The organism is Mycobacterium colombiense CECT 3035 (genome assembly GCF_002105755.1).
GTDB classification, from domain to species: domain Bacteria; phylum Actinomycetota; class Actinomycetes; order Mycobacteriales; family Mycobacteriaceae; genus Mycobacterium; species Mycobacterium colombiense.
The window spans coordinates 3,150,744-3,164,226 of sequence record NZ_CP020821.1 but is presented as its reverse complement, the minus strand read 5'-3'; the positions used below and the strand labels follow the sequence as shown (position 1 = coordinate 3,164,226).

Genomic DNA, 13,483 nt, shown 5'->3' with positions numbered 1-13,483 from the left:
TTAGGGTTCGCGCATGACCACACGTGCGGCCGCGGCCGCGTTCGCCGCGGCGCTGCTCGGCTTGACCGGATGCGGCTCCGCGCAACCGACGGCCGGACCGCCGTCCACGGTGTCTGACGTCCCGCCCAACCAGGTCTCCGGCGTGTCGATTCCCGCCGGCCGCATCGATGCGGCCGTCGCCAAGGTCGACGGCCTGGTCAACGACCTGATGAAAAGCACCGGAATCCCGGGGATGGCGGTGGCCGTGGTGCACGGCGGGAAGGTGTTGTACGCCAAGGGCTTCGGCATCAAGGACGCGAGCAGGGGGCAGGGCCAGGACAACAGGGTGGACGCCGACACCGTCTTCCAGTTGGCGTCGGTGTCCAAATCCGTCGGCGCGACGGTGATCGCGCACGAGGTCAGCGACAACGTCGTCGCCTGGGACACGCCCATCGCGTCCAAGCTCGGCTGGTTCACGCTGAGCGATCCCTACGTCACCAGCCATGTGACCGTCGGCGACGTCTACTCGCATCGCTCCGGGCTGCCCGACCACGCCGGCGACAAGCTCGAAGACCTGGGCTACGACCGCAGGCAAACGCTGGAACGGCTCAAATACCTGCCGCTGGATCCGTTCCGAATCAGCTACGCCTACACCAACTATGGGATCACGGCCGGCGCCGAGGCGGTGGCGGCCGCGGCGGGCAGGCCATGGGAGGACCTGTGCGACGAGGCGCTCTACCGCCCGCTGGGAATGACCTCGACCAGTTCCCGGTTCGCCGACTTCGCGGCCCGGCCCAACCACGCCGTCAATCACATCAAGATCGACGACAAGTGGCAGGCCCGCTTCCAGCGCAACCCCGACGCCCAGTCGCCGGCCGGCGGCGTGAGCTCATCGGTGAACGACATGGCCCGCTGGCTATTGATGTTGCTGGGCAACGGAACTCACAACGGCCAGCGGATCACGTCGCCGGAAGCCCTGCTGCCCGCCATCAGCCCGCAGATGGTGTCGGCGCCCGCGAAGACGCCGCAGGCGCGCACCGGATTTTATGGATACGGCTTCAACTCCTCGGTGGATTCCTCGGGGCGCACCGAGTACAGCCATTCCGGCGCTTTCGATTTGGGCGCGGCGACCAATTTCGTGGTGCTGCCGTCCGAGGATCTGGCCATCATCGCGCTGACCAACGCCGCACCCTACGGGATCCCGGAAACGCTGACCGCCGAGTTCATGGACCTCGTCCAGTACGGTCAGGTCCGCGAGGACTGGGGCCCGTTGTACAAGAAGGCGATCGGCTGGCTGAACAACCCGGTGGGCTCGCTGGTCGGCAAGCAGCCCCCCGTCAGCCCCGCCCCGGCCCGACCGCTCGGCGACTACGCCGGAACCTACGCCAGCGACTACTGGGGGCCGGCCGTCGTCACCGAACGCGACGGCGCGCTGCAGCTGGCGATGGGGCCGAAAAACCGGACCACCACCCTCACGCACTGGGACGGTGACACCTTCACCTTCGCGCTGACCGACGAAAACGCCCCACCCGGAACGATTTCCAAGGCCGTCTTCGCGGGCAATACCCTGAACCTGGAGTATTACGACTCGGACAAGCTGGGAACGTTCACGCGATGACGCTCGCCCCAGCCGCAGGCCTGACCGACGCCGAAGTCGCGCAGCGGGTTTCCGACGGCAAGACCAACGCGGTACGGGAACGCGCGACGCGCAGCATCACCGACATCGTGCGGGCCAACGTCTTCACCCGGATCAACGCGATTTTGGGAGTGCTGCTGCTGATCGTGCTCGCGACGGGCTCGGTGATCAACGGGATGTTCGGGCTGTTGATCGTCGCCAACAGCGTGGTGGGCATGGTCCAGGAGATCCGGGCCAAGCAGACGCTGGACAAGCTCGCCATCGTGGGGCAGGCGAAACCATTGGTGCGCAGGCAATCCGGCACCCGGGCGGTGGCGCCCGGCGAGGTGGTGCTCGACGACATCATCGAACTCGGTCCCGGCGATCAGGTCGTCGTCGACGGCGAGATCGTGGAAGAGGCGAACCTCGAAGTCGACGAGTCGCTGCTGACCGGCGAGGCCGACCCCATCGCCAAAGCCGTCGGCGACGCGGTGATGTCGGGCAGTTTCGTCGTCGCGGGCAGCGGCGCCTACCGCGCCACCAAGGTCGGGCCCGACGCCTACGCGACCAGGCTCGCCGAGGAGGCCAGCAAGTTCACCCTGGTGAAATCCGAACTGCGCAACGGCATCAACCGCATCCTGCAGTTCATCACCTACCTGTTGGTGCCTGCCGGCCTGCTCACCGTCTACACCCAGCTGTTCACCACCCGCGCCGACTGGCGTCAGGCCGTGCTGCGCACGGTCGGCGCGCTGGTGCCGATGGTCCCCGAGGGGCTGGTGCTGCTGACGTCGGTCGCGTTCGCGGTCGGGGTGGTGCGGCTCGGTCAGCGCCGGTGCCTGGTGCAGGAGCTGCCCGCCATCGAGGGCCTCGCGCGCGTCGACGTGGTCTGCGCGGACAAGACGGGCACGCTGACCGAAAGCGGCATGCGGGTCGCAACCGTGGACGAACTCGACCCGCCGGGGGAGCGGATCGCCGACGTGCTGGCCTCGTTGGCCGCCGCCGACCCGCGACCCAATGCGAGCATGCGGGCCATTGCCGAGGCCTACCGCGAGCCGCCCGGCTGGACCGCCACGGCGACAGCGTCTTTCAAGTCGGCCACCAAATGGAGCGGCGTCTCGTTCGACGGCCACGGCAACTGGGTGATGGGGGCGCCGGACGTGTTGCTCGAGCCGGCGTCGGCGGCGGCCGAACAGGCCGAGCGGATCGGGTCGCAGGGGTTGCGGGTGCTGCTGGTCGGCACCGGCGACGTCGCCGTCGATCACGCCGACGCGCCGGGTCGCGTCACCCCGGCCGCGCTGGTGGTCCTCGAGCAGAAGGTGCGGCCGGACGCGCGCACGACGCTGGAATACTTTGCCGAGCAGGGTGTTTCGGTCAAGGTGCTGTCCGGGGACAACGCCGTCTCGGTCGGCGCCGTGGCGGGCAAGCTCGGGCTGCGCGGCGAGACGATGGACGCGCGCCAATTGCCCTCCGAACCGGCGCAATTGGCCGACGCGCTGGACACCCACACCACCTTCGGGCGGGTGCGGCCGGATCAGAAACGCGCCATGGTGCACGCCCTGCAAGCGCACGGGCACACCGTGGCGATGACCGGCGACGGCGTCAACGACGTGCTGGCACTCAAGGACGCCGACATCGGCGTCGCGATGGGCGCCGGCAGCCCGGCGGCGCGGGCGGTTGCGCAGATCGTCTTGCTGGACAACAGGTTCGCCACGCTGCCCTATGTCGTGGGGGAGGGCCGCCGGGTGATCGGCAACATCGAGCGCGTGGCGAACCTGTTCCTGACCAAGACGGTGTACTCGGTGCTGCTGGCGTTGCTGGTGGGCCTCGAATGCCTGCTCTCCAAACCGCTGAAAGCCGATCCGCTGCTGTACCCGTTCCAGCCCATCCACGTCACCATCGCGGCCTGGTTCACCATCGGCATACCGTCGTTCATCCTGTCGCTGGCGCCCAACAACGAACGTGCCCACTCGGGTTTCGTGCGCCGGGTCCTGACGTCCGCGCTGCCGTCGGGGCTGATCGTCGGCTCCGCGACCTTCGCCTCCTACCTGCTGGCGTATCACGGTCGCCACGCCACCTTCGTCCAGCAGGATCAGGCGTCCACCGCGGCCCTGATCACGTTATTGGTGACGGCGCTGTGGGTGCTGGCGGTGGTGGCCCGCCCCTACGAGTGGTGGCGGGTGGCGCTGGTAATCGCTTCGGGCCTGGCCTATGTCGTGATTTTCAGCCTGCCGCTGGCGCGCAAGGAGTTTCTGCTGGACCCGTCCAATGTCGCGGTGACGTCGACCGCGCTGGGCGTCGGGGTGCTGGGCGCGGCCGCCATCGAGGCCGCGTGGTGGATCCGGGCCAAAGTGCTGGGCGTGCAGCCGCGGTTGTGGCGCTGAGCGCACCGAACTCACCCGCAATCGGCGGTCGCCGGCCAAGTACGATGCCGGGAAAAGGGAGGGCACATGGGATTCCTGGACAAGGCAAAAGACCTGCTGTCGCAGAACGCCGACAAGGTCGAAATGGCGATCGACAAGGCCGGCGAATTCGTCGACGACAAGACGCAGGGCAAATACACCGACACCATCCACCAGGTGCAGGAGCAGGCCAAGAAGGCCACCGGTGCCGCTGACACCGGCGACCAGCAGAACTGAGCGATGGCGAAGCTTTCCGGATCCATCGATGTCCCGCTGCCGCCCGAGGTGGCCTGGCAGCACGCCTCCGACCTGTCCCGGTACAAGGACTGGCTGACCATTCACCGGGTGTGGCGCAGCACCCTGCCCGACGAGATCGAGAAGGGCACGGTCGTCGAATCGATCGTCGAGGTCAAGGGCATGTACAGCCGGATCAAATGGACGGTGGTGCGCTACAAGCCGCCCGAGGGCATGACGCTCAACGGCGACGGCGTCGGCGGGGTCAAGGTCAAGCTGCTGGCCAAGATCGCGCCCAAGGACGACGGCTCGGTCGTCAGCTTCGACGTGCACCTCGGCGGACCGGCGCTGTTCGGCCCCATCGGCATGATCGTCGCCGCCGCCCTGCGCGGGGACATCAACCAATCGCTGGAGAACTTCGTCACGGTGTTCACCCGCGCCGATCCGAGCACGAACGGAGACGGTGGGCCTCATCGCTGAACGGCCGTCGCCGATGAGTTTTAGGCTGGGCGGCAGTCGATAGTGTGAGGCCCTTTCCTCGGGGCCAGGACACAGCCAGGAGGTCACCGTGCCCATCCGTGATTGCGCCCCGCTGGGCGCCCCATGCTGGATCGATCTGACCACGTCCGACGTCGCTCGCGCCCAGCAGTTCTATGGCACGGTCTTCGGCTGGACCTTCGAGTCCGCCGGACCCGAGTACGGCGGCTACGTCAATGCCGCCAAGGACGGCCACCCGGTGGCCGGCATCATGGCCAACCGCCCCGAAGCCGGGTCTGCCGACCACTGGGCCACCTACTTTCACACCGCCGACATCGACGCCACCCTCGCCGCGGTCACCGGGGCCGGTGGCGCGGTGTGCATGGCGATGGAGGTGCCCGCCAAGGGGCACATGGCTGTCGCGACCGACCCCGCCGGCGCGGCCTTCGGGCTGTGGCAGCCGCTGGAACACCGCGGCTTCGAGCTCGTCGGGGCCGCTGGTGCCCCGGTGTGGCACCAGCTGACCACGCGCGGCTACGGCGCGGCCCTCGACTTCTACCGCGACGTGCTGGGGTGGCAGACCGATACCGTCTCCGACACCGACGAATTCCGGTACAGCACCGCACGATTCGGTGACGAGCAATTGCTCGGCGTGATGGACGGCACCGCGTTCCTGCCGCAGGACATCCCGTCGAACTGGGTGATCTTCTTCGGCGCCGAGGATGTCGACAAGACGCTGCGGGTGATCGCCGACAACGGCGGCATCGTGGTGCGCGACGCCGAGGACACCCCGTACGGACGGCTGGCCGCGGCGGGAGACCCGACGGGCGCGGTGTTCAACCTGTCCTCGCTGCCGGCCTAGCGGTCCCGTACGGCGAGCCTCACGCTCGCTCACGCGGGCCGGTGTCGGCGTCCGTTAATCTCGCTACCATGACTCGCCGACTGCGCCCCGGTTGGCTGGTGGCGTTTTTCGCCGTCGCGGTGTCGGCCAGCGCATGGCTGCCGTGGCTGCGGACGACCGTGAACGGCGGGGGCTGGGCCAACGCCATCGGCGGCGCGCACGGCAACCTGGAATTGCCCCGGGGATTCGGTGCGGGTCAGCTCATCGTGCTGTTGGCCTCGACGCTGCTGGTGCTCGGCGCGATGATGGGCCGTGGGCTGTCGGTGAGGCTCGCTTCGGTTGCCGCGCTGCTGATTTCGCTGCTCATCGTGGCGCTGACGGTGTGGTATTACAAGATCAACGTCAACCCGCCGGTGTCGGCCGAGTACGGGCTGTACGTCGGCGCGGGCGCGGCGCTCTGCGCGGTGGCATGCTCGCTGGTGGCCGTCATCGCCGCCGTGGCTTCGGGGCGGGCCGGCCGCTGACTCCTCAGGCCGACGGGAATTCGTGCGTCCCGGACGCGGCGCTGCCGTCGGGTTCGTTGACGCCGAATACGAAGGGCGCGAACACAATTTCGCGTCCGTCCGGGTCGCGGAAGGTGACCGCGCCCGTGGCCTCCCAATAGGGGTGCTGTTCGACGGGCTCGACGCCCGCCTCGCGCAGGCGCGCGAGGGCGGCTTGCTGCGCCTGTTGGTCGGGAAAGTACAGACACAGCTGTTCGTGGTGGTCCACCGCCACGGGGTCGACGGCCTCCACGATTTCCATGGTGAGGTTCCAGCTCGGCAGCCCGAAGATGGCGCCGTTGCTTCCGTAGCTTTCCGCGAACGTCTCGTAGAGTGGCAGCCCCACCAGGTCGCGGTAAAACCGCACCGTTTCCGCGAAATGTGTGGAGCGGCGCGCGAAGCGGATACCGCCGATCGGCGCCAGCTGCAGCGGCCAGTGCGTCATGTGGTGGTGGTGCTTGCCGTCGCTCATCACAGTCCGATCGCGCCGGCGGCCGAGGCGGCGGTGGCCCAGCGCCGCAGTTGGGCGCCGGGGGCCCACGTCGAGTGAGTCCCGCTGGAAATACGTTCGGGCAGTTGAAGCTTGCACACCGGACCGTCGCCGACCCGGGCGGCGTCGAACACCAGGCAGTAGGAGGCGTCGGTGTTCATGTCGGTGGTGAGGGTGACCAGATAGCCGTCGTCCTCGCCGCGCGCGCCCACCCGCGGCGCCATCGCGGTCTCGCTGCCGTAGACGCCGTCACCGAACGAGAACCCCTCCTCGGTTCCGGTGCGCAGGTCGTGTTTGACCAGTCCGTCGAACAAGAACCAGCCGGGCTTGCCGGTGGCGGCATAGGTGTAGCGGTAGGCGCCGCCGGTGTGCTCGGGGTTGATGGTGCCGAACTCGGTGATGGAATCCGAGAGCCGCTCTTCCCGGACCGCGCCGGTGACCAGGTTGAAGCGCCACCGGTGCAGCCGGGCCTGCAGTCGATCCAGGGCGAGGAAGCGAAACAGCTTCTCCCACTTGGTTCCACCGGTGTCGAGCGGGGACGGATCGCCCTCGAAGAAGCCGTCGAGCACGATCTCGTCGCCGTCCTCGTAGGCGTTGGTGAAGTGCAACACGAACGTGGGGTCGGCCTCGAACCAGCGAATGTCCCCGGTGCCGCCGCGGCGCGGGATCACCGCGAAGCGCGACGGGAGGTCGGGATAGAAGCGTGGCAGGTGCACGTCGTGTTCGAGCAGTTGGGGATCCCAGAACAGCGGGAAATCGTTGAGGATGGCGTAGTTTTCGGTGAACGCCATGTCGTGCGGCAGGCGCGGCCCGGGCAGCGGGATGTCGACGTAGTGCGCCAGCTCGTTGCGCTCGTCGACCACTCCGTAATGCATGTACGGCTCTTGCTTGCTGTAGTTGAAGAACAGCAGTTCGCCGGTTCTGTTGTCCACCTTGGGATGTGCGGACACACCCCACTCGGCCGGGAAGCCGCCGTTCCAGGACTCCTTGCCCAGCGTGCCGGCCGAGTACGGGTCGATGCGATAGAGGTCGCCGCACTGGTAGAAGCTGGTCAGCGCGACCCCCCGGTGGACGATCACGTCGGTGCTCGACGCGTCCTTCATTTTCGTGCGTGCGCCCCAGCCCTGCTCGCGCCGGGCCAGCTGCACGGGCTCGGCCAGACCCGGCCACAGCGGGCCGCCCGCCTCGTTCTCGGCCAGGAAGCCGTCGGTGCGGATGAATCGGTTGCGGTAGAAGGCCTTTCCGTCGCGGAAGCCGACCACGTGCACCATGCCATCGCCGTCGAACGGGTGATAGGTCTTCAACGCCGGGTGCAGCGGGTTCTCGGTGTTGCGAAGGTAGACGCCGTCCAGATCGCCGGGAATCTCACCCTCGACGGCGATCAGGTCGTCAGCGTCCCACTCGGTGGTTTGCGGACGCCACGGTCCGGTGCGGTACGGGTGGTCGTCGTCCTCGGGCAGCGTGGACAGCAACTTGCCGACGATCTCAACATCCATGGTCATAAGCCTTCGGTGCCGCTGACGACGAAACTCACTGTGGTGGCGGTGCTCCCGCCGAAATTCAGGGTGCCGAAGGTTCGGGCTCCCTCGACCTGATATTCGCCCGCCGCGTCGCTGACCTGCTTGGCCGCGTCGAGCAGCATCCGCACGCCGGAGGCCCCTACCGGATGTCCGCCGCCGATCAGTCCGCCGCTGGGGTTGATCGGCAGCCGGCCGCCGATCTCGATCTCACCGTTCTCGATGGCCTTCCACGATTCGCCCGGGCCGGTCAGCCCGATGTGGTCGATCGCCAGGTACTCGCTGGGGGTGAAGCAGTCATGGACTTCGAATCCGTCGACGTCGTCGAGGCCGCGCTGCGCGCGGCGCAGCGCATCAAGTACCGCGGACCGAACATGGGGCAGCACATATGGGTCGCCGTCGGCACGGTGCAGTTTCTGCTGCAGACCCAGCCCGACGGTGCGATGACCCCAGCCGTCGATGCGGCCGATCGGGCGCGCATCGGGGTGCTCGCGCAGATAGGCGTCGTTGACGAGCACCAATCCCGCACCGCCGTCGGTCATTTGGCTGCAGTCGAATCGGCGCAGCCGGCCCTCGGTGATCGGGTTGGTTTCGTCGTCGTCGGTGATCGGATCCGGGACGGTCCATTCGCGGGTCTGGGCGTTGGGGTTGCGCCGCGCGTTGGTGAAGTTCAGCGCTGCGATGGCGCCCAGGTACGCGTCGTCCAGGCCGTACCGCCGGTCGTACTCGTCGGCCACTTGGGCGAACATGGACGGCCACAGGTAGCGGGCGTCGGCCCCCTCGTGACCGGTCCACGCGGCGGCACCCAGATGTTGCGCGGCGGTGTCGCCGGGGACCGTCTTCTCCAGCTCGACTCCCACCACCAGAGCGGTGTCGTAGGCGCCCGAGCGCAGATCCGCCATCGCCGAGAGTGCCGCCACGCTGCCCGACGCGCAGGCCGCTTCGTGCCGCGAGGCCGGGGTATCCCAGAGGCCGTCGCACACCGTGGCCGGCATCGCCCCGAGGTGGCCCTGCCGCGCGAACATCTCGCCGAAGGCGTTGCCGACGTGCACCACCCCGATGTCGCCCGCATCGACCCTGGCGGCGGTCAGTGTCGCGTCGACGACTTCGGCCGTCAGTGCGGCGAAGTCACGACCTTCTCTGGTGAGGTTGCGAGCGAAATCGCTTTGATAACCGCCGAGAATCCACACGCCGGGCGACCGGTCCATACGCCGACGGTACTCCCGCACCGCGGGGTTGTTGAGGCCTGTCGGCGAGGCGAGGACGACCGGCGAGGGTCGGCGAAAGGGGCCCAAATAGGGCGGCCCCGTCGGCTCTCGGGCTGAACCGACGGGACCTAGACGAATGCGAAGGCCGGCCAACACACTCGCCTCTGTTGGATCATTGCCACCGATGACGGTCGACAAACATGCTGACCCAATCTGTTTGAGTGTGACACGGCTTTCGCGTTGCGCCTGCCGAATGGCGAATCTCGTTTTGCGTGTGTGTAACAAGGGGTTGGATGCTTCCGCTCGCGCGAAGCTGAGCTGCGGCAATCTGGTGCGTCCGTACCGGATGCGGATCGGCGGCCGCGGCGTCCCGGGCGGCGGCTTCGGCGGCCGCCCAGCAAAGTCGATCCGCTTCCTCCGGCGCCTCGCGAGCCCCGTGCCGCCGCCGCGCGCCCGGGTGATGAGGCGCCCGCCTCGTAGCGACAAGCCGGCTTCCGGAGGACGGTCGCCCGGGCCGGAGTGGTGCGGGTCCGGCGTCCATCCTGACCCGCTGCAGAGCGCCGGCCGGCCCCGGCGCCGCCATGGCAGTGGCAAAGCATGTAGACGTTCTCAGCTGCCCGAATGCATCGTCAGCTAACCGCTTGGAGGGCGGAACGTCGGGGAATATCGCTGCGTTGCGACACGGTCACGGATGCATACCTATCAGCACATCACTGGTCACATTTGCCCCGTAGATCACTATCGTCACATGGGCCAGCTGAAGGACGTCAACGCGGTGTCCTACCCCTCGAAAGGTGCTACATGTCGGCGTTTCTGCGAAGTGTGTCGCTATCGATGGCTTCGGCGGCCGCTATCGGATTCGTCCTCGTGGTGGGGCCCGCGCCGATCGCAAACGCCACGCCATGTGGCGCGCCCGAGGCGAACGTCGACCCTCCCGCCCCGCCGGTGGCCATGCCCGCACCCCAGCCGGTCGTCCAGCCGCCGACCGGGCGCAGGCCCTCGCACACGAATGACCAGGCGCCGTTGCCGCGGCTGGGTCCGCTGATCTCGTCGTTGCTCAAGCCGGCCGCGCCGGGCCGGCAGTACTCCGCGCCGGCGCATCCGCGCGCCGAGGTGCCGACGCCGGGACCCGACCCGTCCGCGCCGATGTACCCGCAAGCCGCGGTGTTGCCGCCCGGACCCAATCCGCCCGCCCCCGGGGTTCCGGTCCCGCCGAATGCCAACCCGCTGCGCCCGAACGCCGCCCCGATGCCGCAACCGCAGCCCGAACCGGGACCGCCGCCCCCGTCGATCGCGGGGGCTCCCACGTCGCTGGTCGACTGGGTGACCGGACCGAACGGCCCCAACAAGACCCTGCAACGTTTCAGCATCTCCGGTACCGACCTCGGAATCGCCTGGGACAACGGGGATCCCGGTAACCGACAGGTACTGATGGCCTTCGGTGACACCTTCGGCTATTGCAAGGTGCACGGGCAGCAGTGGCGCTACAACACCCTGTTCCGCAGCAACGACCACGATCTGTCCAAGGGCATTCACATCGCCGACGGCGTTCCGAACGACAGATACTCCGGCTCGCCGGTGTGGGCGCCCGGTCTTTCCAAGCAGGTCGTCAACACCATCCACAAGGCGGCGCACGAGACGGGCATCATCCCGACCGCGGCGATGTCGATGGGCAGAACGCAGTACATGAGCTACATGTCCATCCGGCAGTGGGGCCGTGACGGCGAATGGTCGACGAACTACTCGGCGATCGCCCGGTCCAACGACAACGGCCAAAACTGGGGGATCTTCCCGACCACCATTCGCACGGCCTCGCCGGATGCCATTCCGGGAGCTGGGTTTACGCCGGGCAACGAAAACTTCCAGATGGGCGCGTTCCTGAAGGGGAACGACGGCTACCTCTACCAGTTCGGCACCCCGTCGGGCCGGGGCGGCGCGGCATTCCTGTCGCGCGTCCCTCCGAATCAACTGCCCGACCTGACCAAGTACCAATACTGGAACGGCGACAACGGCGGTCACTGGGTGGCGAACAATCCCGGCGCGGCGACACCGATCTTCCCGGGGCCGGTCGGCGAAATGTCTGCCCAGTACAACAGTTATCTCAAGCAATACCTGGTGCTCTACACCGACGGCGGCAGCAACGACGTCGTGGCGCGGACCGCGCCCACCCCGCAAGGCCCCTGGAGTCCCGAGCAGCCGCTGGTGTCCTCGTTCCAAATGCCCGGCGGCATCTATGCGCCGATGATCCATCCCTGGTCGTCCGGCCGGGACCTGTACTTCAACCTGTCGCTGTGGTCGGCATACGACGTGATGCTGATGCACACGGTGCTGCCGTAAAGCCGTTGCCGTCGAACAACGATGGCCGAGTGAGAGGAGGGCGACGATGATCGCCTTGGAGTATCACGACAACTGTTGCGGCCTCGCCGACCCGCTCACTCCTCTCGCGGCGGCGGCGTTGCCCGACGACGTGCCCGAGTCGTCGGCGGGTGAGCTCTCCCGACCGCAGAGTGCCGGCGGTGCCGACGCCCACACGGTGTTCGACGGCCACCGGCCGGACTTCTGGACGGTGGGAAGACCGGGGCTCCGAGACATCGAGGTGTGCATCGAGGGCACCCGCGCCGACGGCGCGATCAGCCTGGGCCTCGTGGTCAACGGCCTGGACTGCAGTGGTGTTCCGATCGACCAGGCGCTTTCGCTCGCAGACGCCCGGGGGGATGCGGGCGTCTGCGGCGTCAGCTGCCGGGGAGGCGGTCACCTCAAAGCCAGTTAGCCGGGGCCTGACGGCTTTTCGCGACGCCGCAGTCGCCGATCTATGTCAGGGGGTATCGGCTACGGCGGCGGAGGAAACCAGCGCTTGCCGTCCGTGGTCCAACCACAGGGCAGCCAGTTCCAATGTCCCGGCGGATTGGGATCGAAGTTCAGGCACTTCGGTGCGTAGAACGACGGGGCGGGAGGAGGAGGCGGTGGCGGCTGGTTCTCGGCGCGGGCGACAGCCCCGCTGAGCATCACGGCCCCAACGGCCATCAATGTCGCGACCAGCTTCCGCATCGCAGGCTCGGCTCATGCCCTACGGAGCGGCGGGCGCTACGTTTCTTCCCTCACACGCACGGTATAGATGCTAGTCCTGTTCTCCGCGCTTTGTGGGATCTGAATTCGTCCCGCCGATGTCGGTTCACGCGTTCCGGCCGCACGGAGAAGGCGCGCTGACCGCCGCAGCGGGGATGACGACGCGTCAGCGAGTGCGAGCGAACACGCCTACGCGGCGCTGCGGCGATGCCACGGCGCTTGCGCCGACGGTGTTTTCGGCTCGCGGTGCCCGGCCGGCAGGTGAGATACGGCAGCCAGCGCAACGTCATCGCGTAGCGCGCGACGCCCGGCGGTGCGACGAATCCACCACGCCGTCGCGACGGCTGCGGCGGCCAGCGCCAGTGCCACCAGGATCACGACGTCTCCCAGGGCGAGCAGCAGGACGGTGCCCGCGATGACCCACAGCGTCTCGGCGATCGGCAAACGGGCATCGGAGCGTTGGCGAATGGTGGTCTGCCGCATGTCAGCCTCGCTAGGTGAGGGCCACCGTCTGAACTAGTGACTAGTCGATAGAACACCCGAGCGAGCGAAAGACTGCCCGTGCGGTCGCCCGAGGTGACCCAACTCACTCCCGCTTAGGCCGTGGGGGCGGCGGCGCGCTTCTGGTTGGCCAGCGCGGTAAGGCCCATCGCGAGGAATACCGCCGCGCCGCCACCGGTCACGATCGCACCGACCGGTCGCAGCGTCTCACTCCGGAGGCCGCGCAGGGTCGCGACGATGTCCAGGGCGTCGGTGAGCAGCCCAAGTTGCAATGCGCGGGTGCGCAGCCGCGGTGATGCGGGATCGGCGACGGCCACCGCCAGTGTCAGTTCGCGAGACGCGAAGAGCTGGGTGAGAAGGGGTTGCTGTTTGGCGGAACCCAGTCCAAACAGGCGGGCGGCTCTGATTGGGGCGGCCCATGAGGCCACGCCGGTGGCGAAGCGCAGTGCGGCGAACGTCGGGATGAGGGCGCTGTTCGGTGCAGTGGTCATGGCACCATCCTCTTCCAGAGCGCCGTCGATGCACACCGGTTACGCCCCAAAACCCGTCGGTGGTTACCGCCGGCCGCCGTGGTTGTGGTCGGCCCTTGTCGCGCAGTGGGTTTCGACATCGCG

14 protein-coding genes are annotated in these 13,483 nt (G+C 68.0%); 8 read left to right on the top strand and 6 right to left on the bottom strand.

The genetic code is table 11. From position 1 onward, the window contains the following. Window positions 1-13 precede the first annotated feature (13 nt). From B9D87_RS14450 to B9D87_RS14425, 6 genes are all read left to right on the top strand, one after another. Window positions 14-1,597 (top strand): serine hydrolase, encoded by a 1,584-nt coding sequence (locus tag B9D87_RS14450; protein WP_007777105.1) that lies wholly within the window; start codon window positions 14-16, stop codon window positions 1,595-1,597. Continuing rightward, entirely contained in the window at window positions 1,594-3,975 is a 2,382-nt protein-coding gene (locus B9D87_RS14445) for a cation-translocating P-type ATPase (RefSeq protein ID WP_007777101.1), read from the top strand. The genes B9D87_RS14450 and B9D87_RS14445 overlap by 4 nt, the downstream gene beginning before the upstream one ends. 66 nt (window positions 3,976-4,041) lie before the next feature. After that, the gene (locus B9D87_RS14440) at window positions 4,042-4,230 is read left to right on the top strand and encodes an antitoxin (protein WP_007777099.1); all 189 of its coding nucleotides are present in this window, start codon (window positions 4,042-4,044) and stop codon (window positions 4,228-4,230) included. Window positions 4,231-4,233: 3 nt separating this feature from the next. Further along, window positions 4,234-4,707, top strand: a complete 474-nt coding sequence (locus B9D87_RS14435) for a type II toxin-antitoxin system Rv0910 family toxin (protein ID WP_007777097.1) — start codon at window positions 4,234-4,236, stop codon at window positions 4,705-4,707. 88 nt (window positions 4,708-4,795) lie between these two features. Next, the gene (locus B9D87_RS14430; RefSeq protein WP_007777095.1) at window positions 4,796-5,566 is read left to right on the top strand and encodes a VOC family protein; all 771 of its coding nucleotides are present in this window, start codon (window positions 4,796-4,798) and stop codon (window positions 5,564-5,566) included. Between the two features lie 68 nt (window positions 5,567-5,634). Then, entirely contained in the window at window positions 5,635-6,069 is a 435-nt protein-coding gene (locus tag B9D87_RS14425; protein WP_007777094.1) for a hypothetical protein, read from the top strand. 4 nt (window positions 6,070-6,073) lie between these two features. Here the strand turns inward: B9D87_RS14425 and B9D87_RS14420 are convergent, their stop codons facing one another. Genes B9D87_RS14420 through B9D87_RS14410 form a run of 3 tightly spaced genes read right to left on the bottom strand, consistent with a single transcriptional unit; the run spans window position 6,074 to window position 9,302 of the window. Further along, window positions 6,074-6,559, bottom strand: coding sequence for a VOC family protein (locus B9D87_RS14420; protein ID WP_007777091.1), 486 nt, complete (start codon window positions 6,557-6,559; stop codon window positions 6,074-6,076). After that, window positions 6,559-8,073: a carotenoid oxygenase family protein gene (locus tag B9D87_RS14415; protein ID WP_007777090.1), complete on the bottom strand. Its 1,515-nt coding sequence runs from the start codon at window positions 8,071-8,073 to the stop codon at window positions 6,559-6,561. Before B9D87_RS14415 ends, B9D87_RS14420 begins: the two co-directional genes overlap by 1 nt. 2 nt (window positions 8,074-8,075) lie before the next feature. Next, the gene (locus B9D87_RS14410) at window positions 8,076-9,302 is read right to left on the bottom strand and encodes an acetyl-CoA acetyltransferase (protein ID WP_007777086.1); all 1,227 of its coding nucleotides are present in this window, start codon (window positions 9,300-9,302) and stop codon (window positions 8,076-8,078) included. Window positions 9,303-10,103: 801 nt separating this feature from the next. Here B9D87_RS14410 and B9D87_RS14405 point away from each other — a divergent pair. Continuing rightward, window positions 10,104-11,639, top strand: a complete 1,536-nt coding sequence (locus B9D87_RS14405; RefSeq protein ID WP_007777084.1) for a glycoside hydrolase family 183 protein — start codon at window positions 10,104-10,106, stop codon at window positions 11,637-11,639. A gap of 46 nt (window positions 11,640-11,685) precedes the next feature. Then, a complete protein-coding gene (locus B9D87_RS14400; RefSeq protein WP_007777081.1) occupies window positions 11,686-12,072 on the top strand; it encodes a hypothetical protein in 387 nt (128 codons plus the stop codon). Between the two features lie 59 nt (window positions 12,073-12,131). Here the strand turns inward: B9D87_RS14400 and B9D87_RS14395 are convergent, their stop codons facing one another. The 3 genes from B9D87_RS14395 to B9D87_RS14385 all read right to left on the bottom strand — a co-directional run bounded on the left by B9D87_RS14395 (window position 12,132) and on the right by B9D87_RS14385 (window position 13,360). Continuing rightward, window positions 12,132-12,350, bottom strand: coding sequence for a hypothetical protein (locus tag B9D87_RS14395; RefSeq protein WP_077093775.1), 219 nt, complete (start codon window positions 12,348-12,350; stop codon window positions 12,132-12,134). A 207-nt stretch (window positions 12,351-12,557) separates the two neighbouring features. Next, a complete protein-coding gene (locus tag B9D87_RS14390; protein WP_007777078.1) occupies window positions 12,558-12,851 on the bottom strand; it encodes a hypothetical protein in 294 nt (97 codons plus the stop codon). A gap of 113 nt (window positions 12,852-12,964) precedes the next feature. Continuing rightward, window positions 12,965-13,360 (bottom strand): hypothetical protein, encoded by a 396-nt coding sequence (locus B9D87_RS14385; RefSeq protein ID WP_007777076.1) that lies wholly within the window; start codon window positions 13,358-13,360, stop codon window positions 12,965-12,967. Between the last annotated feature and the right edge of the window lie 123 nt (window positions 13,361-13,483).

What these genes read in the sequence shown, in the direction of transcription:
- B9D87_RS14450 (WP_007777105.1), top strand. Translation starts at nt 14, where the DNA reads ATGACCACACGTGCGGCCGCGGCCGCGTTCGCCGCGGCGCTGCTCGGC.
- B9D87_RS14445 (WP_007777101.1), top strand. Translation starts at nt 1,594, where the DNA reads ATGACGCTCGCCCCAGCCGCAGGCCTGACCGACGCCGAAGTCGCGCAG.
- B9D87_RS14440 (WP_007777099.1), top strand. Translation starts at nt 4,042, where the DNA reads ATGGGATTCCTGGACAAGGCAAAAGACCTGCTGTCGCAGAACGCCGAC.
- B9D87_RS14435 (WP_007777097.1), top strand. Translation starts at nt 4,234, where the DNA reads ATGGCGAAGCTTTCCGGATCCATCGATGTCCCGCTGCCGCCCGAGGTG.
- B9D87_RS14425 (WP_007777094.1), top strand. Translation starts at nt 5,635, where the DNA reads ATGACTCGCCGACTGCGCCCCGGTTGGCTGGTGGCGTTTTTCGCCGTC.
- B9D87_RS14420 (WP_007777091.1), bottom strand. Translation starts at nt 6,559, where the DNA reads ATGAGCGACGGCAAGCACCACCACCACATGACGCACTGGCCGCTGCAG.
- B9D87_RS14415 (WP_007777090.1), bottom strand. Translation starts at nt 8,073, where the DNA reads ATGGATGTTGAGATCGTCGGCAAGTTGCTGTCCACGCTGCCCGAGGAC.
- B9D87_RS14410 (WP_007777086.1), bottom strand. Translation starts at nt 9,302, where the DNA reads ATGGACCGGTCGCCCGGCGTGTGGATTCTCGGCGGTTATCAAAGCGAT.
- B9D87_RS14405 (WP_007777084.1), top strand. Translation starts at nt 10,104, where the DNA reads ATGTCGGCGTTTCTGCGAAGTGTGTCGCTATCGATGGCTTCGGCGGCC.
- B9D87_RS14400 (WP_007777081.1), top strand. Translation starts at nt 11,686, where the DNA reads ATGATCGCCTTGGAGTATCACGACAACTGTTGCGGCCTCGCCGACCCG.
- B9D87_RS14395 (WP_077093775.1), bottom strand. Translation starts at nt 12,350, where the DNA reads ATGCGGAAGCTGGTCGCGACATTGATGGCCGTTGGGGCCGTGATGCTC.
- B9D87_RS14390 (WP_007777078.1), bottom strand. Translation starts at nt 12,851, where the DNA reads ATGCGGCAGACCACCATTCGCCAACGCTCCGATGCCCGTTTGCCGATC.
- B9D87_RS14385 (WP_007777076.1), bottom strand. Translation starts at nt 13,360, where the DNA reads ATGACCACTGCACCGAACAGCGCCCTCATCCCGACGTTCGCCGCACTG.